General features: G+C 41.4%; 12 protein-coding genes. 9 read left to right on the plus strand and 3 right to left on the minus strand.

The window, feature by feature from the left end:
* The first annotated feature begins 13 nt into the window (after window positions 1-13).
* Entirely contained in the window at window positions 14-3,661 is a 3,648-nt protein-coding gene (locus PV403_RS08580) for a glycosyl hydrolase 115 family protein (RefSeq protein ID WP_332084223.1), read from the plus strand.
* Window positions 3,662-3,763: 102 nt separating this feature from the next.
* Window positions 3,764-5,827 (plus strand): beta-galactosidase, encoded by a 2,064-nt coding sequence (locus PV403_RS08585; protein WP_332084224.1) that lies wholly within the window; start codon window positions 3,764-3,766, stop codon window positions 5,825-5,827.
* Window positions 5,828-5,978: 151 nt separating this feature from the next.
* Here PV403_RS08585 and PV403_RS08590 read toward each other — a convergent pair whose 3' ends face one another.
* The gene (locus tag PV403_RS08590) at window positions 5,979-7,682 is read right to left on the minus strand and encodes an RICIN domain-containing protein (protein WP_332084225.1); all 1,704 of its coding nucleotides are present in this window, start codon (window positions 7,680-7,682) and stop codon (window positions 5,979-5,981) included.
* A 368-nt stretch (window positions 7,683-8,050) separates the two neighbouring features.
* On the opposite strand from PV403_RS08590, the gene PV403_RS08595 reads away from it, so the two are divergent.
* Both PV403_RS08595 and PV403_RS08600 read left to right on the plus strand, forming a co-directional pair.
* Window positions 8,051-9,331, plus strand: a complete 1,281-nt coding sequence (locus PV403_RS08595) for an SGNH/GDSL hydrolase family protein (RefSeq protein WP_332084226.1) — start codon at window positions 8,051-8,053, stop codon at window positions 9,329-9,331.
* A 55-nt stretch (window positions 9,332-9,386) separates the two neighbouring features.
* Entirely contained in the window at window positions 9,387-10,175 is a 789-nt protein-coding gene (locus tag PV403_RS08600) for an AAC(3) family N-acetyltransferase (RefSeq protein WP_332084227.1), read from the plus strand.
* Window positions 10,176-10,296: 121 nt separating this feature from the next.
* Here PV403_RS08600 and PV403_RS08605 read toward each other — a convergent pair whose 3' ends face one another.
* Window positions 10,297-10,836 (minus strand): hypothetical protein, encoded by a 540-nt coding sequence (locus tag PV403_RS08605; protein ID WP_332084228.1) that lies wholly within the window; start codon window positions 10,834-10,836, stop codon window positions 10,297-10,299.
* A 122-nt stretch (window positions 10,837-10,958) separates the two neighbouring features.
* Between PV403_RS08605 and PV403_RS08610 the strand changes: the two genes are divergently transcribed.
* On the plus strand, window positions 10,959-11,099 hold the full coding sequence (locus PV403_RS08610) for a hypothetical protein (protein ID WP_332084229.1): 141 nt from the start codon (window positions 10,959-10,961) through the stop codon (window positions 11,097-11,099).
* 217 nt (window positions 11,100-11,316) lie between these two features.
* Here PV403_RS08610 and PV403_RS08615 read toward each other — a convergent pair whose 3' ends face one another.
* A complete protein-coding gene (locus tag PV403_RS08615; protein ID WP_332084230.1) occupies window positions 11,317-12,102 on the minus strand; it encodes a glucose-1-dehydrogenase in 786 nt (261 codons plus the stop codon).
* A 263-nt stretch (window positions 12,103-12,365) separates the two neighbouring features.
* Here PV403_RS08615 and glpX point away from each other — a divergent pair, with 263 nt between their 5' ends.
* From glpX to PV403_RS08635, 4 genes are all read left to right on the plus strand, one after another.
* Entirely contained in the window at window positions 12,366-13,484 is a 1,119-nt protein-coding gene (glpX, locus tag PV403_RS08620) for a class II fructose-bisphosphatase (protein WP_332084232.1), read from the plus strand.
* A 184-nt stretch (window positions 13,485-13,668) separates the two neighbouring features.
* The gene (locus PV403_RS08625) at window positions 13,669-14,196 is read left to right on the plus strand and encodes a hypothetical protein (RefSeq protein WP_332084233.1); all 528 of its coding nucleotides are present in this window, start codon (window positions 13,669-13,671) and stop codon (window positions 14,194-14,196) included.
* 477 nt (window positions 14,197-14,673) lie between these two features.
* Entirely contained in the window at window positions 14,674-16,074 is a 1,401-nt protein-coding gene (locus tag PV403_RS08630) for a PQQ-binding-like beta-propeller repeat protein (protein WP_332084235.1), read from the plus strand.
* Window positions 16,075-16,351: 277 nt separating this feature from the next.
* Entirely contained in the window at window positions 16,352-19,168 is a 2,817-nt protein-coding gene (locus tag PV403_RS08635; protein WP_332084236.1) for a glycoside hydrolase family 2 TIM barrel-domain containing protein, read from the plus strand.
* Window positions 19,169-19,403: the final 235 nt, after the last annotated feature.

Raw genomic sequence — 19,403 nt, forward strand, 5'->3', positions numbered from 1 at the left:
GAGGGGCATAATCTTGAAGTCAAACCAAGGGATGATCAATCCATTTGAATTATTGAAAAGAAATCAATCCGTAATGGTTTATGTTTCTGATACGGAAAATAGTGCAGTGCATCTTGCTGTAAAAAATGTAACCCGAGATATAGACAGGGTTTGCGGCTGTAAAGCCGTCATTACGAAAGAAATAGAACAGGGCAGTATCGTGATTGGTACTCTTGTAAATAATCAGTCCTTGCTAGCTCATCTACTAGAAAAAGGGGTTTCACTTGATAAGCTGAAGCAGGAAGATGGTTCATATCACTGGGAAGCTTTTCTTCAAGAAGTAGTTAACGGCGTATTCTATATCATAGGAACGGATAGGCGAGGTACCGTTTTTGGAATCTATGATCTATGTGAGGCGATCGGTGTATCCCCATGGTATTACTTTGCAGATGTTCCCGTAAAAACAAAAGATGTATTCCATCTGCCACTTGATTTTTCAAAAGCGGATTGGCCTTCTGTGAAGTACAGGGGAATCTTCTTAAATGATGAGGAAGAGCTGGATGAATGGGCTAAGCTTCATACTACAGATGGTACGATCGGTCCAGCTACCTACCAACCTATTTTTGAACTGCTACTCCGTTTAAAAGCAAATTTCATCTGGCCAGCCATGCACGTGAATTATTTTAATGAAAATCCCGAAAATGCTGCACTCGCGGATCGAATGGGGATTGTGGTGGGGACATCACATTGCGATATGCTGCTTCGCAGTAATCAGAACGAATGGGAACCTTGGCTTGAGGAAAAAGGTTATACGGACGCTGTATACGATTATTCTATCGAGGGACAAAATCGTGAGATTTTGGAAGAGTATTGGCGGGAAAGCGTCGAGAATAACAAAAGTTATGAAGTGTGTTATACCGTTGGCATGCGCGGAATCCATGATTCTCGTTTTCATACTCAGGCAATCGATGAAGATCTATCAATGAATGAGGATGAGAAGACAGAAGCAAGAGTTTCTTTGCTAGGGGAAGTCATACAAAATCAAAGGGGAATCATTAAAGACGTCATTGGTCAGGAAAGGGAACAACATTCGTTACAAACCTTTATTCCTTACAAAGAAGTATTAAATCTTTATGATCGCGAACTTGAGTTACCTGATAACGTGACCTTAATATGGGCAAATGATAACTTTGGTCATGTACGCAGGTATCCGAATGAAACGGAGCGCAAACGAACGGGTGGAAACGGGTTATATTACCATAATTCGTACTGGGCTGCTCCAGGAACCGCAATGAGCTATCTATTTATTAATTCCATTCCTTTGGCTCACACGGGGAATGAGCTGAAAAAGTCTTATGAGTCTGGAATACGGAAACTATGGATTCTAAATGTAGGGGGACTGAAGCCTCTTGAACAGGATATGGAGTTTTTCTTGCGATATGGCTGGGAAGCAGGCAAAGATAAGGCATTAACGAAAAATGCATTACAGTTTACTGAACACTGGATTAACGCTAATTTTTCCGGAAATCACGGTGCGGAAGCAGCCGAATTATATGAGATTTTTGCACAGGTAACGAATGTACGAAAAATTGAACATATGAATTCCAATGTCTTTTCACAAACCGTACTTGGTGATGAAGCAGGCCGTAGATTAATGAAGCTTGAGGATATCTTTAGACGGGGAAATAACATTATCTATCGTCTTCCACAGGGGGAGCGAGACGCATTTTTTCAACTATTTCTAATGAAAATCCACGCTTCCTATTATACCAATCATGAATTCTATTATGCGGATCGGAGTGTCCTTTCGTATGATCGTGGAAACATGCAGGCGGCAGATCACTATGTCGAACTTTCCAAAAAAATGATGGATTATAAGCGAAGCATGCTTCATTTTTATAACAAAAAAATGAGTGGTGGTAAATGGGAGGGCATTCTCACTCCCGAGAGCTTTCCTCCTCCGCCTACAGCCATGTATCCTGCGAGAAAACCTGCATTACAAATATCGGGAAGCGGCATGAGCATTCATCTATGGAATGAAGACGATGTGCTGCATTTCTCTATCTATGGACGAAGACAAAAATGGTTGGAGATAGGTAATTTAGGAGAAGAAAAGCTTCCTTTTCGAATCGAGGTAACCGAAGGGGCTGACTTTATTTCAATTTCCCAAAAAGAAGGATCGATCCAAACCGAGAAGAGGATCTTGGTGTCAGTGAATGATCCCATGAAGCATGCGGGCAAGACTGGACTCATTACCGTCCAAAATCTTAAGGAGGGAACTGTTCATTCCGTACGTGTTCTAATAGAAGAACATGTAGAAGTTCCGCAAGCGTTCAGTGGATATATAGAAGCGGATGGTTATATTGCTATTCCCGCAGCTTCATACCATCACTATAGTTGTGAGACTGATACCGAGCTAAAGTGCGGCTGGGTGACTGTTCCGGGGATCGGAAGATATGAAGGCGCAGCAATGATGGCTTGGAACTCAAGCTTACGACCACTTGATGGAGAGGTGAAGAAACATCCTTTTATAGGATACGACATTCTATTAAAAGAGAGCGGAGAGTTCGCACTGGAGTTACATCGCTTTCTTACATTACATTCTACAGGGAAAATTCGGTTTGGAATTGGAATAAATGATGCCGAGCCTATTATAGTCGAATCAGAAACCCGTGATGAATGGATGGGGAACTGGAAGGAATCCGTCTTTAATAATGGAGAGAAAATGGTAATTAAACTCCCTTACTTGTCTGCAGGTAAGCATGTTTTAAATCTGTATATGGTTGATCATTATGTAACAATCAGCAAGATGATACTCTATACAGACGAGCCGAATATCGCATCCAATTTAGGTCCGATTACCAGTTGGCATAATCACATACCGGTTTCTGAACAAGAATTCGAATGTCCTGACGTAGAGTGGAATGAAGTTGAGCGCTTATGTAATGAGTTGTATAAGACAAAAGAGAGTGAAGTACCGCTTCCGAATGTACTTTATGCTACGAGAGATTTTTACAAAACGGTTCACAATGTTTTCTTGAAAGGTGTAAATATACCGCAGGCATCACTTGGTAAGAAGCGCTATGCTAATCATGTTAATCCAGATGCTAGAAAAGATATAATTAAAGAATTTGGTACAGGGAAATTTCTAGAAACAAATGGCGTTGTTGCGATCGAGGCGGAGTATGTGTTGGAAAATTCGGAAAATGCTTATCTCACGTCAAGTATGGACGGGACTGCTCTTTCTTGGAGTCATTTACAGGCCGAAACCAATGGCAGAACAGGGCTTGCCATGCATGTTTCTAAACCTGGCATCCTATGGGAAGATCCAAACCTTGCGCCGGCTATGCATTATCAAATGAGGATTCATACTCCTGGAACATATCATATTTGGCTGCTTCTTCGTCATTATAATGACCAGTCGGATTCTTGTTATTTGTCGCTGGATGGCGTTGTGAGACCCTTATCTGAGCAGTTAGGTCAAGGAAAATTTCATACTTATAACACGGCTCAGTTGTATTACTGGTGTTACATTTCCGCTTTGGAACTGACGATGGGTGACCATCTATTTTCAATCCTTGCGAGAAAGTCCGAACTCAGGATTGACCGTATCTATATGTCGATGGGTGAAGAATTGCCTCCTGCAGATCTCATATGGAAAGACTCGATAAGAAAAGATTAATAGTCAAATCAATAAATTTTAGATATGGTAATCTATGTATTGCAAAGAACAGGTAAAAAACAGAGATTAGCATCACGACTTCTAGCGAGGGAGAAATGTACCATGACCAAAACCTTATCGTTAAAACGCTTTCACTTAGGTGCTTGTTATTATCCAGAACAATGGGACAAATCACTTTGGACAGACGACCTGAGAAGAATGAAAGAGATGGGCTTTAGTATCATTCGAATTGGCGAATTTGCTTGGTCCATCTTTGAACCAGAGGAAGGTAAGTTTGAATTTACGATGTTTGACGATTTTCTAGAACAGGCAGCTATAAGCGGTATAAAAGTAATTATGGGAACCCCGACCGCTACACCGCCCGCATGGCTTACTCATAAGTATCCTGAGGTGCTGAACGTATCTATGGAAGGGGTTACATATCAACATGGACAGAGAAGGCACTATAACTACAGCAGTCCAGTGTATTTAGAGCTTTGTGAACGAATCACTAGAAAGATGGCACAACACTATAAAGATCACCCGGCCATTATAGGCTGGCAGATCGATAACGAGTTCAACTGCGAGATTAATGTTTTCTATTCGGAAGCAGATCATCTTGCATTTCGTCAGTGGCTGCAGAAAAAATATGATACGCTAGAGCAGCTCAACTCCGCATGGGGTACTGTATTTTGGAACCAAACGTATACCAGCTGGGATCAGGTGTATCTTACTCGTCCGACGGTATCTGGATCACCGAATCCGCATCAAGCTTTGGATGAAAAACGATTTATTTCCGATAATACGATCTCATTTGCAAAACTGCAGGCAGATATTCTTCGAACAGAAGCACCTAATCATTGGGTGACAACAAACGGTGTGTTTGGACATTTGGACAGCCACCTTATGACGGATGACCTGCTTGATTTCTTTTCTTATGATTCCTATCCTCAGTTCAGTACCATTTATCCAGACCTTGGAGATAAGCCATTACTGGACCGTAAGTGGAGCTTGTCTTTAAGCAACGTCAGATCCATGTCACCGAACTTTTGCGTGATGGAGCAACAATCTGGACCTGGGGGATGGGTGAACAAAATGGAGATGCCATCTCCATTACCGGGACAAATGCGATTATGGACTTACCAAAGCATCGCTCATGGAGCGGACATGATCTTATATTTCCGCTGGAGAACGGCAACGTTCGGTACGGAAATTTACTGGCATGGGATCAATGATTATCACAATCAGCCGAATCGCCGGGTAGCGGAAGCAAGTCATATTGGACAAGAGCTGCAAAAGGTTGGAGAACGAATTGTAGGTAAACATAACGTGGCAGAAGTCGCTTTAGTTCGTGATTATGATAATGAATGGGATGGGGAGCTGGATCAGTGGCATGGTCCTTTGACCAAGCAAAGTGAGCTTAGCTGGTATAAAGCACTTCAATACGGACATATTCCCGCTGATATATTTATGATCCGCCCGGGTATGGAGTCAGAGCAACAATCCGAGTTGTCCAAATACAAAGTACTGATCTACCCACATCCAGCAATTCTACGGGACAGCACAGCTGCGATGTTACAGAAATATGTAGAGGGTGGCGGGATTGTTATATTCGGCTGCCGAACAGGGTATAAGAATGAATTCGGACACTGCCGCATGCAGCCGCTTCCAGGCCCAGCAGCCGAGATGTGTGGCATACATGTTGAGGATTTCACTATGGTAAATGGAACCGCATCACCCGTATCAGTGAAGTTTACAGATCAAGATATTGATTTTACAGCTCCAAGCTTCAACGATATCTTACGTGTTCAATCCGATACGGTAGAGGTATTAGCACACTATTCATCAAGCTATTATGATGGGAAACCGGCTTTGACCGTCAATCGTATAGGTAAGGGACTTGTCTACTATTGGGGTGCAGCGTTTGATTTAGCATTAGCAAGTGAACTTCTAGGGCGATTGCCTGTGAAATCTCCATTAGCTGGATGGTGCCAAGCTCCCTCTACTGTAGAAGTTGCTGTTCGTGCAGATGGAGAGGAAGAATTGGTATTCCTTCTCAATTACAGTGGAGAACCGGCTGAGATTATACTGAGCGCTGAGGCGGAGGAACTACTCTCTGGTTCCAAGCTGACGGGTGCCTTGCAAATGGAACCGTATGGAGTTTGGATACTAAAAAAAGAGAAGTGAAAGCTACAGTGTTCGTTTATTTCTCAAATGGGTGCGTAAAGCCTATTAGGTAAAATAGAAAAATAACCGGAACTGAGTTCAGTTCTGGTTATTTTCTTTATATTTATTTCCGTTTTCCATTGTGTGAACTTTACAATTCAATCCTTTCCTCTTAATCTATTTTGATTAATTGCCATTGTTGATTAAGATTGCCGCGATAAAGATTTTGCTGTAACTTTGCTCCGTCAGCCGTTGAGGACCCAACTACCTCTACAGCTTTATTGCTATTCATATTAAGGATGCTCCAATAACCGCTGCTTAGCTTAATTAATCTGAACTGTTGCGCGGTATTGCCCAAGTCCTCCCATAACTGAATCGCTTCCCCGTTGTTTTTCGTTCCATTTCGTACATCCATGACTTTATTATCGGATGAACTTACACTTCCGAGTTTGTAATAGTTATTGTAAGTGCCCAGGTCCTGAACCACCCAGCGCTGAGCTGTTGCATTATTATCAGGCCACTGCTGAAGCTGTAGTCCATTTGTATTCTGACCTCCTGGCACGTCAATGGCTTTACCGGAAGCTCGATTCACTAGTTTATAAGTGTTTCCGGATGTAATTCCGTTCCAGATCCCATTCCAAGGGTTCATCTGCGCACGCTCATAATACCATTCGAAAATGAAGCGGGCCATGCCATCCCGAGAAGGATTTCCGTCATACAATAAACCGGCCGTTGGGTCCGCAAAAGTACTTCTTGGGCCTGTGCCAAGCAAAAATCCGTTCATATGAACCGCAATACTCACATTTCCTGCAGTCGTGAAGATCGCTTTTGTATTTTTGCCAAAACCTTCATTTGAACCATTAAATAGCTCCCAATAGGAAGAGTCTCCAGGAAGTGTTTTGAACCACGTTGTCTCTGTAATGTTAATAGGATATTTATCAGCACAAGGCTTGATATTGGTATCCCATTGTTGCTGTAAGGTTGTATAGTCATCTTTGGCACCGTAACCTGGATACCAATGGACAGAATAGCCGATGTTGTTCAGCGGATCCGTTAGCGGGTGAGATGCACACAGCTGATAGTACTGATCCCAGCCTAATCCTGCCGCCCATATCACATTATCTGCACCTTTGCTTCGAATTGTCGAGATCATAGAATTTTGAAAGTCATTAAGTGCGCCCCAGTGTGCTACAAAATCAGATTGGCTGGGATGACCTCCCCATTTTCCGTTAGCATAAGACAGAACGGGTTCATTAACGAGTTCAAACATCACATTATCTGCGCTCTTAATCTTCGGCTCAGAGGCGAGGTAGCCCCAGATTTGATTGAATTTATCGAGATTTGCTTGCGTGGTTGCTTGATTGTCTTTCAGTGTGAAATCGAGTCCAATCGTTACATAAACGCCTCTAGTCTTGGCATATTCGATATAAGGGATAAGGACATTTTGCGTAAATGCTTGTGCACCAGCAAAATTGTATGTGCCTGCTGCAACATCACCCATATCTTCTTTGTCGATAAATAGGCGAACCTGATTCATATACCATCCATGGCTGTTCCCATATTTCGGAGAAGTGTCGGTAAACGTATTCGTAATATCCTTTAAATAGTCCAAAATCGCCGCATGGCGGTTACTGCCGTTACGATCTAAATAGTAATTACTAGCCTGGTAAGTCCAGTATGAGCCCCCTGGTTGATGCCATCCATTTAATAAAACCGCTTGGCCACTGCTGTTTACCAGCTGGTTTCCACTAACATGAAGCTTTGGTGCAGGTACACCTTCCCACGCATTTGCCGCTTGTCCGTTCAGCAATAAGGGGATCATAAGAGTTACCACGAGCAGGCATTTTACTGTCCAGATCATTCTTCTCCTCTGCATTAATCAGTCAACTCCTTCATGATTTTTGCGTTCCTCAGTAAGTATGACTTTGGCTGCTTAGTATAAGTAAGATCACCTCCATTCTGTGATTATCCAGTAAGGACATTTTGGGGTACAAAAAAACTAGATAATCAAATGTTGTATGCGTTTACAAAAGGAGTGTACAATCATGTAAGAGGAGACAACAACCTGTCTAATTATTGATGTGTGGTAGATTCAATTCATCATTCAAACCATTATTGACAGGTAGATGTAACTGAACATAAGAGCTACAATGATGCGATGAACGTATAAACCGGGCACACTAAAAAACCTTTATGATTACTTAGAAGCTCTCTAATAAGTAGCACACGAAAGGATGATGATTCATGTTTAACCCTGCACCGGGATCGATGAATGAAGCTCAGGGTCCGACAGCACCGCGCGATCCGCATCAAGTTCCTCCATCTTTGAATGAGCCTGCGATTGATTTTGAATCACAAGCCTATCGTAATATGATAGATAAGTCGCTTTTATCCAAAGGCAATACTTACAGATTGAAAAAGGCGATTGATAAAGCGAAACGTGGTGAGCCTGTCACGGTGGCTTTTATTGGGGGTTCAATTACTCACGGAGCAGGGGCAGAACCGCTTCATCTAAATTGTTATGCTTACCGGTCATATGATCTATTTAAGCGTATGTTCGCTGGAGAAGATGGGAGTTCCATTCGCTTGATCAAAGCAGGAGTGGGTGGTACACCCTCAGAGCTGGGGATCGTACGTTATGAACGTGATGTTCTGCGAGATGGCAGGGCCAATCCGGATATCGTGATCATAGAGTTTGCTGTTAATGATGCGGACGATGAGACAAAAGGGAATTGTTACGAAAGTCTGGTGCTCAAAGCACTTGGTGCAGAGAACAAGCCGGCGGTCATTTTATTGTTCAGCGTGTTTGAGAGCGATTGGAATTTTCAAGATCGGCTCGCTCCTGTCGGCTGGCATTATCATCTGCCTATGGTCAGTATTAAGGATGCCGTAGTAGATCAGTTTCAATGGACCAAGGAACAAGGAAACGTCATTTCTAAAAAGCAATTTTTCTACGATATTTATCACCCAACGAATGCAGGACATCAGATCATGAGCGATTGTCTTAGAAAGTTATTTGAAGAGGTCGACCGATCTTCCCTTGACAAAGAAGATGATGCGAATGGGAAGCCGCCACTGATCGGAAATGATTTTGTAGACATAAAACTGCTCGATCGCCTGAATGGCGACCGTATTGCTGTAATTGATGAAGGTGGTTTTCGGGAGGTAGATACTGATCTCCAGAAGACAGAGATGGATGATCATTCGCATGGTACCCCATTATTCCCTAATAATTGGATGCATACAGGCACATCAGACAAACACTATTTTAAAATGACCTTGCGAAGCAAACGGCTCATCATGGTTTTTAAAGACTCGGGAAATGAGGATTTTGGAACTGCAAGTATTTGGGTTAATGGTAAACAGGTGAGGACAGCAGATCCGCATAAGGTAAATTGGACCCACTGTAATGCGATTTTATTATACAATGAACAGGAAACGGATGAGCATACGATTGAGATTAGAATGGAAGATAACCAGGAAAATAAGCGATTTACCATTTTAGGTTTCGGTTATGTGCCCTAAGTAAAGATTACCGCCTGCAAGTTTGATATAATAGCCCACAGAGAGGGGGATAAATATGCACACGATAGAAAGTTTAATGAAACAATTAGAACAGTTGAACATTGATAGGGAAGGTACGTTGTTGATCCATTCTTCGATGAAAAGTATCGGGCCTGTCGAGGGCGGTGCAGACACCGTTTTGGATGCGTTTACAGAGTATATGAAGGACGGGCTGTTGGTGCTGCCTACCCACACATGGTCTTACATAAATGGTGATAACCCAAGATTTAATGTGGAACAGTCACCTTCCTGCGTTGGAATCCTGCCTGAGCTTTTCCGTAAACGGCAAGATGTCGTGCGTTCCTTACATCCCACTCATTCGGTGGCCGCATTAGGTCAGGATGCTATTGAATTTACTAAGGACGATCATCGTTTTGATACTCCCTGTGCGAGAGGTTCTGCCTGGGGGAAATTACTCGACCGAAAAGCGACTATATTATTAGTTGGGGTTGATTTAAAACGCAATACCTTTATTCATGGAGTGGAAGAGTGGGTGGACATATCAGGCAGATTAACGGATGCCCATGAGATGCTTTACACCGTTTTACCCGATGGAACCGAAATTTCTGTACCGTCCCGCAGACATTGCGGGTTATCGTGGTCAGAGCATTTTTGGAAAGTAGATGAGGTTCTTGAAAATAACGGTGCGATGTATAAAGGACAGCTTGGAGATGCTGTTGTCAGAGTTTGCGATGCAGCTAAGGTAGCCAACATCATCACTGAAATGCTCGAAGCAAATCCGGATTTATTCTCAGATAATAATCCCTTAGATCGTGAGTACTTATTAGTGAAGTCCGTTCAGTAACATTTAAATATCTTACAATAAAGCTATAAAAGTAAACGTAAAAAGCAACCACTTTATTAAGGTGTGGTTGCTTTTTATCTGCTCATTTAATTCTTGACTTGGTATCGCTTCGTATGAATTTTTATTGTAACGCTTCGAGTACAGCCTCAATTTCTTCGACTGTGAAATTCTTAAGCGCCATTTTCTGTAGCTTCTCTTTGTTTTCTTCGGTCAGCCCTTCAGATGCGATTTCCTTGACATGTTTTATATCGGATACGGATACTCGGCTGACAACGAATTTTAAAGCCTCATCTTGATTTTTAAACACCGTATCCTCTTTGTCCTCTTTATCTTTTTTAGGCGAGCTCTCTACTGTGTTTTCTTTCGTACTATTTTTTGTTGTATCGTTGTTAGTATTTTTTGTTATATCTTTAATATCATCTTTAGTTATATCTTTGGCTTCATTTGCTATATCTTTTAAATCGTTTGTTATATTTTTGGAGTCACTTGTTAAATACTGTTCTTTTAATTGATTAATTGCTTGTTCTACTTCCGGCTTAGCCAGTTCTGCTGATATTTGATTTGCAGCCGTATGAATTACGGTATTATATGCCCACTTTCCTCCAAAGAAAAGCACAACAAAACAAGCTAGAAGGATGATCCAAGTTTTCTTTTTACGCATAAAATCCTCTCCTTATTCAACGATCATACCACACATTTTAAGTTATATAGAAGCCCCTAATGGTCTTTGTTATCTATTAAATACTTATAATTACAAAGGTTGCAAGTAGGTGTTCTATGAAGATGGAATTTGGTTGGAGGATTAGTAATGAGCAAAAAAGAAAACAAAGCTACCTAGGAACTTGTTTTACGGGAATAGATGTTAATGGGAATAATGGTGTCTTACAAAGATTTGATAGTATAGAAAGAGAAGCAAAAAAATAATTGACGAGGAACTGATCGATAAAGATAGAGTAAAAGAGGGGTACGAATAACAACTAATCGTTATTATTCGTACCCCTCTTTTATTTTCCAACTGTTATGGGCAAATCTCACTTCTATATGGATACAACTCGAAGGAAGATCTAGTTAGATGTCTATCTATTAAGTAGAGTTTTTCATGTGAATTATGTGGGTTAAAATGGAATCCATCTACGTTAACTTAACCGTTACCACCTTGAAAAGAAGGATATTTTGTCATTCCTCCGTCAGCAAAAATGGTAGTACCAGTCACATAACTAGATTCATCTGAAGCTAACCAAGCTGCCACGGATGCAATTTCTTCTGGCTTCCCAATATAACCGATCGGTATCAGATCCTGAACAGCGGCTCTCGATTTTGGATCTGCAAACTTCACCGCATTGATGGGGGTTTCTATAGCACCTGGCGCGATATTATTGATTCGGATGCCTTTAGGTGCAAATTCAAGCGCCAGCGTTTCGGTCATTAATTTGACGCCGCCTTTGCTAGTTGCGTAATGGACAAAATGAGGCCATGGTATCTGCTCGTGAACACTAGATATATTAATGATTTTCCCTTTAATTTGATGATCCAGCATGTAACTGATCGCTTCACGGCATCCTAAGAATGTACCCGTCAGATTTACATCAATTACTTCTTTCCAATTCTCGAGTGTCATTTCTTCAGATGGAACCTCGTTCTCAATTCCCGCATTATTAACCCAAATATCAACTGACCCAAAGCTTTCATGTGCGCTTTGTATAAGTGCTTTTATATCCTCTTCTTTAGAGACGTCGCCTTTCTGACTGATCGCACGGCCTCCATTTTGGACAATTTCTTGAATGATCTCTTTCACGTTTTCTTCTTTGCTGTGATAATTAATGACTACATTTGCTTTCTCTCGGCCGAATCTTAGTGCCATTGCTTTTCCTAAACCTGTAGATGCACCTGTAATGATGACTGTTTTGCCTTCCAATTCTTTATACATAGTAACCTCCTGAAAAATTAATAAGTTTAGCTATCTAATATTATTATTAAACTATTTACATAAAAGTAAGCAGTTTAGGAATTGGATTTTAATGGTCAAGGTGTATCGTAACTTTTAAAAAATAGATAAGTAGTTAAATAAGTATGAAGAAATATTCATCTAATATTCATCCATTTAAATACAAAATAAGGAATCAATTGGTAGATTTATAATTCTACTTCTATTATCATAAGTCTCAAACGGGAGAAAGGGTGTGTAGATAAGTGGAACGTGAATTGGCGCTTGAGATCGTTAGGGTAACAGAACTAGCAGCACTGGCTTCAGCTCCTTGGATGGGCAGAGGTGATAAGAACAGTGCGGATGAGGCAGCGACTTTGGCGATGCGCGCCATGTTCGATTCTGTATCTATTAAGGGAACCGTAGTCATTGGAGAAGGTGAAATGGACGAAGCGCCCATGCTTTACATTGGCGAAGAGGTTGGGAACAATGAGGGACCTGAAGTGGACGTTGCAGTCGATCCTCTGGAAGGAACGGAAATTGTAGCGAAGGGGCTTAACAACGCACTCTCCGTTATCGCAGTTGCGAATAAAGGAAATCTGCTTCATGCGCCCGATATGTACATGGAAAAGCTCGCTGTTGGTCCTGCACTCGTAGGAAAAGTGAGTATTGAGGATCCCATAGATGTGACCATTCGCAAAGCCGCTGCCGAGTTAAACAAGAATATTTCTGACCTGACCGTGATGATCTTGGATCGGGATCGTCACGAAAGTATTATTAAGACATTGCGGAAGGTGGGCGTGCGAATTAAATTTTTGAGTGACGGTGATGTAGCAGGAGCCATGGCACCCGCATTTCCCGAAGCAGGCATTGATATCTACGTGGGTTCAGGAGGAGCACCCGAGGGGGTACTTGCGGCAGCTGCGTTATCTTGCCTTGGTGGAGAAATCCAAGGAAGACTCATGCCTGCTAATGCGGATGCATTTCAGCGCTGCTTGAAGATGGGAATTGCAGATCCTTATCGAGTGCTTACGATGGAGGACATGATCGGCAAGGACGATGTCATTTTTGCGGCCACAGGAGTTACACCAGGTGAAATCCTCGGCGGAGTAAGATACCTTGCTGACGACAGAGCGGAGACACATTCGATTGTCATGAGAGTCAAAACCAAAACAATCCGCTACATACGAACACAGCATTTCCTTCCAGGGAAGGAAGTACTTCATAAGGTTAGAAAAGCACAAACGGCAGAGGAATCGGAGGAAGCGAGTGGGCTTAAGCAGCAGGCGAAAGTTCAAAAAGAGGAGAATCTCGCTGAGTCATTGAAAGAACCAGTAAGAGAACCAGTACAAGAGTCAGTGAAAGAATCGTTGAAAAAAGGCTGATGTTCATATCTGTTTGAGCGTTGAGCAAAATATGCGTTTGTGGTCTTCGAACATTAGAATTCCTTCATTCTATATAAGAAGACCATAAGCGCTATTTTGGAAATAAGAACATCTCGATGGTATGATCACTCTGTTTCTACTTTTCCTGGCTTGAAGATCTGAAATTAAAAAGGTGGGCTTCACTGTGAAAATGATGTGGAGAGTATATGTGTTTTTATTCATTGTCTTATTCGCGGGTTATTATTGCTGGATTCAATTGATGCATAGCAGTTTTAATCTGTTTAGTATTACCGGTATAGTACTGCCTTTTATCTTATTGATTGCGTTATATATGGTTAATCGGAAAGTAGCTAGTTGGGGCACCCATGTAGCACTAGTAATATGTGTAACTATTTTCACGGGCGCCTTGTATCAATTATGGGTGCATGAGCAAAAATCTCATTTTACGATGGTTAATTGGGTAGCTGAGCCGGAAAACCGTGTATGGATGGTAGACGACCTGTTAGCAGAATACGACTTTGTTGGTATGGATGCATTATCGTTAGAATCTATACTCGGCAAAGAAACGGAAACTGCCTATTTCCAAGCACCTAATCGATCGGTGTATTATCTTGGCAACGAGCGTGGATTCATTTCTATTGATAGTGAGTGGCTTGTGTTTGATTTTGACGAAAAAGATACAGTGGTGAATGTAGAAATAATGCGAGATTAGAGACAGAATTAGATCGTGTTTATAGGAGGAAATGCTTTGAAGAAAAGTATGAAGCGGATCTTGTGGAGCAGCTTTACCCTTGTCATTGGCGTTATTGTATTGAATTTTTATTCGTACAAGTGAAGAATAGTTGTCAATTCGGAGATGGATCAATATAAGAGGAACACATACACTGATGATGTTGAAAGATAAACCAGATGAAAATACTTGAAGTACACACCCAAAAGAAGAGGGAATGGAAATAATCGAGGAGAACAATGAAAATAGATATGAAATGATAAATGATACTTCTTTTAAATTTATATAATTGTCTTAGAATCTTGTATTTCTTAATACATACAATAATAAAGTCGCTGATGGCGGCTTTTTTACTTATAACTTTAATAATTTCATGTTTTAAAACGGAGCCTTCCTTTCAAACTTTTCACTTTGAGTATGCGTCTATAAGGAAAAGGTTACGAAAGGAAGGTCTAATTCATGTCCACAGCCAAAAATAAACAAGCTAATAAACGTATTAACAGTTTAGCACTACGCCGCATCTTCATAAGTATCACAGCTGGATTCATTACGGTTCAGGGAGCAATCGGTGTTCTTCCATCCCAGGCAGTTGCTGAACCAGCAGATATTTCGATTCAAAACTGGTATAATTCTTCGGTTATTTCTGTTCCTGAACTAAAACCTACCTGGACAGCACAGGCAGACAGCTATTTTGATAAAGATGTGACCTATTCAGGTGTACGGACGATTGCGGAAGAGGGCAAAGTCTTTACGTTTGCTGGAAAAAAGCTAGTAGCCATGAATGCGAAAACAGGAAAGCGGATATGGAGTTACGGTAATCATTTAAATCCCTATATAGTTTATGACAACGGCATCATTTACGGTCTGTCAGAGGATCAGAAACCTTACGCACTAAACGCTAAAACAGGAAAATTAAAATGGAAGTCAAGCACATCCTTATTTGTTGATACGCGGGATTATATGAAAGCACTGAAAGCGGAGAAAGATACACTCTATGCAATTAATGGAAGCACAACCTTCGCATTTGATAAGACAACGGGGAAGTTACGCTGGAAGACGAACGAACCGATGGCTGAAGGCAGTGGCACAGATTATCTTGAAGAGGCGGATGGGGTCATCCTCCGTACATTTTATGTACAAGGGGCTCTCACTTCCATCCAGCTGAGTGCTTTTGACAAAAAGACGGGCAAAAAGCTATGGAGCGATTTTGGCCAGGGGGAAGCTCTTCAAATTAAAGACGGTCTTGTATATTCAGTAGATTATTATTCTGATTTAATGTCTGACTTTCAGTCGTTACCTGAGCGCAAATTTATAGTAAATGCCTTTAACCTTAAGACGGGAGAATTGAAGGGTAGCCGGGAATACAAATGGAAAGTACCGGGGGAGCCACCATATGAGTATGACAAAAAAAAGATTCTTTTGAAAGGAAGCAAGCTTTACATTGAACAAGCCGATAAAGTAGCGGAATACAATTTTGATACTTATAAGGCGGATCAACAACCTTTACGGACTTTCAAACGTCCTTATGGTGAGAACTGGGAGCTCGCAGAGATTCTTCAGGAGCGGTTGGTCTATAAAAACACAACGACTGGTGAAATTACAGGTGTCAAAATGACCAATGGACAGCAGATTGGCTGGAACGGGGATGCACCCGTTGCACAGATTGATGTTTATGGAAACGGGATATACCGGGCACAGCGGAACGGTACACTACTCAGCATTAACCTGACGACAACTAGGCCCGTTTTTAGAGTGAAAACGGGGGGAGATTTGCACGAAGCAACATTAAAGACAGATGGGATGATCATTATCCAAGCTGAGGGCAAACTTATCGGGGTGAAGATACCTGCCAGCTTATAAGTTGGTTTTATCTAAATCAGAACTTTCTAAAATGGAGTACCCTCTTAAGAATTTTTAAGAGGGTACTTCTGTTGACATAAAAGTTTAATCAATTCTATAGAACTCTTAATGAGGGATGAGTGGGCGGATCCCAACTTGTGTCATCACGGTGAACCCCCAAATAAAGTAAGCTTTATAAGAGAGATAAGTTTATAATATAGAAGGAGTTGTATAAATTGCTACCTAAATTAGAAAGCGATTACATAGATAAACTATAAACTTTAAAGGAGACAGCATTATGCTAACTAAAATGAATCTAGAGGGAAACTGGAATTTACATCTGGATGAAAAAAAGTCCGATAACGGGCTCTTAACCACATACACAGACACCATTTCCTTGCCAAATACAACATCTCATGCAAAAAAAGGCCGAAGAAATGAAACGGTTTTAGTCGGATCTTTAACTGACGAGTATTTATTTGAGGGTTACGCTTGGTTTTCAAGAGAAATTGTTATTCCGGATCACTTGGCTGGTAAACGTTGTTATCTTCATCTGGAAAGAACAAGAGTAACAACCCTCTGGATCGATGGAGCACTATGGGGGACACAAAACAGCTTGAATACGCCTCATCGTTACGAAATTGCATCAGGACTAACCGCAGGAACACACAGGATTACGATTCGGGTAGACAATACCAATTATCCAACAAAGGGTGGACACCTTACATCAGAAGATACACAGACCAACTGGAACGGGATTACTGGGAAAATGGAACTTCAATTTTTTGAACGTGTTTTTCTAAAAAATGTCCAAGTATATCCTAATCTTGCTCACCGCTCATTTGATTTCAAAGCAGAACTTGTGGGTGAATGTCAGGATATTCGTGTCGTCGTCTCGTCTCAAACCCTAAATACGAGTCACGTTCATACGCCAAAAGAGCAGATATTCCTTGCCAATTCCAATGATCTGCATGTTACATATCAGCTGGGTGAAGACGCACTGTTATGGAGTGACGATGAACCTAATGTGTACAAACTCCATATTTGTTTACAAGATTCGAGTGGGAAGACTCTCGATTCGGAAGAAGTTATAACAGGGTTACGAGAATTTAAAGCGGAAGGTGACAAGTTTTCAATCAATGGTCATAAAACATTCCTTCGCGGTAAGCATGATGGATTGATCTTTCCGCTTACCGGTTATGCACCAACAGACGTCGATGAATGGATTCGTATTCTTGGCATCTCTAAATCCTATGGGATTAATCATTACCGTTTTCATACCTGTTGTCCTCCCGAAGCTGCATTTATCGCTGCGGACCTTCTCGGAATTTATATGGAACCGGAGCTTCCGTTTTGGGGAACGATCACTGATGAATCCTCTGATTCACATAATAAAGCTGAGCAGGACTACTTGATTAGTGAGGGATATGCAATGCTGCAGGCTTTTGGCAACCATCCTTCGTTTGTAATGATGTCTATGGGGAATGAACTGTGGGGAAGTAAAGATAAACTGAATTCGATATTAAAAGCTTATAAAGAGTATGACAGCCGTCATTTATATACAGAAGGATCCAATAACTTTCAGTTTGCTCCAGACATTCTAACGGAAAGTGAATTTTTTTGCGGCGTGCGATTTTCCAAAGACCGCTTGTTCAGAGGCTCGTATGCGATGTGTGATGCCCCTCTTGGGCATGTGCAAACAGATTTACCAAACACTTTGAAAGACTATGACTCAAATATTTTTCCAGAGCAAGACAGCACTTCGGACAATTCCGGTAAAATGGAAGGGCAAGAAATTCAGATTCAATATGGCACAGGTTCCAAAACAGTTACCGCGGATGCTGGAAGTGAGCAGCTTATTTCCCGTGTACCCGTCATTTCACATGAAATAGGTCAGTATGCTACGTTCCCTAATTTTGAGGAGATTAAGAAGTACACAGGTTCTATAAAAGCGAAGAACTTTGAGTTATTCCGCGAGCGTTTAGAAGCTAAGGGTTTGGGACATCTTGCTGCAAAGTATTTTACAGCTTCCGGTAAACTGGCTGCAGTTTGTTACAAAGAAGAACTGGAAGCAGCTTTTCGTTCTAAACACCTCGCCGGGTTCCAGTTACTTGATCTACAGGATTTCAGTGGCCAGGGAACTGCGTTAGTAGGCATACTAGATGCGTTCATGGATTCAAAGGGAATGATTACACCTGAGGAGTGGAGAACATTTTGTTCCGACGCTGTGCTTCTAGCGAGGTTCTCTAAATATAACTATGAAGCTGGGGAACTCTTCGAGGCGCGGATAGAGCTGAGCTACTTTAGGAAAAAGACTTTAGATGGATGTGACCTTAAATGGGAGCTGCTATGCGAAGGTAATAGTCTAGCGGAGGGGATTTCAAAAATACCTTCATTAAATGGTCAGCAATATATCACGATTACGGATGTTCGCATTCATATGCCAAGTGTCTCGGTCATGACAAAAGTGATCCTGCGGCTGTCTATTCCAGATACCGATATCTATAAGACCTATGAACTTTGGATTTATCCGAATGAGCTGGAAGTAGACTGGCAAGGGGTGCACCTGTTTACCGAGATTTCAGAGAAAGCCTTGGAGCTGCTTGAGCAAGGAGAAGATATCATGCTTTTCCCGTCACCTGATCACATACAGAATGCGGTTCAAGGGTTCTATTGTACTGATTTTTGGTGCTATCCGATGTTTCGCTCCATCTCAGAGAGTATGAACAAAGAGGTTCCCGTTGGAACGATGGGATTACTAATTCAAAAAGACCATCCTATATTTGAGCACTTTGCCACAGACGAATATTCGACTTATCCGTGGTGGAGTATTGTCTCCCAGTCATCGTCCATCATTCTAGATCACTTAGAAAAAGACTTGAATCCTCTGGTTCAAACCATTGATAATTTTGAACGAAACCATAAACTTGGTCTGCTGATGGAATGCCGTGTTTTGAATGGAAGAGTTCTTATGGGTGCACTTCATCATGAGCACCTGATGACTACAGTAGAGGGTAGACAGCTGCTATACAGCTTCCTTCAATATGTGAAAAGTCCAGCTTATCAGCCCGTGACCCGTCTCGAAGTAGAAGAGCTTCAGCGTTTATTTAGCTGAAACGATGATCTTCTTACAACGGAATACAACTGAAAGAATAATGTAATACAATCGAATTATTAATCCGCTGATCTCGCTATAATGATCAGCGGATTTTTTGCTTTTACAATCGAAGACGAATCTCTGGTAGTATCCTAAAATGTATATTTTATAATTATGGGACGTTCGCTGGATTTTCCTCCAATTCATTTAAGTAGTTAAATTATGCTATCCTAGCAGAAGTGATGATTGCTTT

Origin of the sequence: Paenibacillus sp. GYB006, assembly GCF_036577645.1 — a bacterium.
Classification (GTDB): domain Bacteria; phylum Bacillota; class Bacilli; order Paenibacillales; family Paenibacillaceae; genus Paenibacillus.

What these genes read in the sequence shown, in the direction of transcription:
- PV403_RS08585 (WP_332084224.1), top strand. Translation starts at nt 3,764, where the DNA reads ATGACCAAAACCTTATCGTTAAAACGCTTTCACTTAGGTGCTTGTTAT.
- PV403_RS08590 (WP_332084225.1), bottom strand. Translation starts at nt 7,682, where the DNA reads ATGCAGAGGAGAAGAATGATCTGGACAGTAAAATGCCTGCTCGTGGTA.
- PV403_RS08595 (WP_332084226.1), top strand. Translation starts at nt 8,051, where the DNA reads ATGTTTAACCCTGCACCGGGATCGATGAATGAAGCTCAGGGTCCGACA.
- PV403_RS08600 (WP_332084227.1), top strand. Translation starts at nt 9,387, where the DNA reads ATGCACACGATAGAAAGTTTAATGAAACAATTAGAACAGTTGAACATT.
- PV403_RS08605 (WP_332084228.1), bottom strand. Translation starts at nt 10,836, where the DNA reads ATGCGTAAAAAGAAAACTTGGATCATCCTTCTAGCTTGTTTTGTTGTG.
- PV403_RS08610 (WP_332084229.1), top strand. Translation starts at nt 10,959, where the DNA reads ATGGAATTTGGTTGGAGGATTAGTAATGAGCAAAAAAGAAAACAAAGC.
- PV403_RS08615 (WP_332084230.1), bottom strand. Translation starts at nt 12,102, where the DNA reads ATGTATAAAGAATTGGAAGGCAAAACAGTCATCATTACAGGTGCATCT.
- PV403_RS08630 (WP_332084235.1), top strand. Translation starts at nt 14,674, where the DNA reads ATGTCCACAGCCAAAAATAAACAAGCTAATAAACGTATTAACAGTTTA.
- PV403_RS08635 (WP_332084236.1), top strand. Translation starts at nt 16,352, where the DNA reads ATGCTAACTAAAATGAATCTAGAGGGAAACTGGAATTTACATCTGGAT.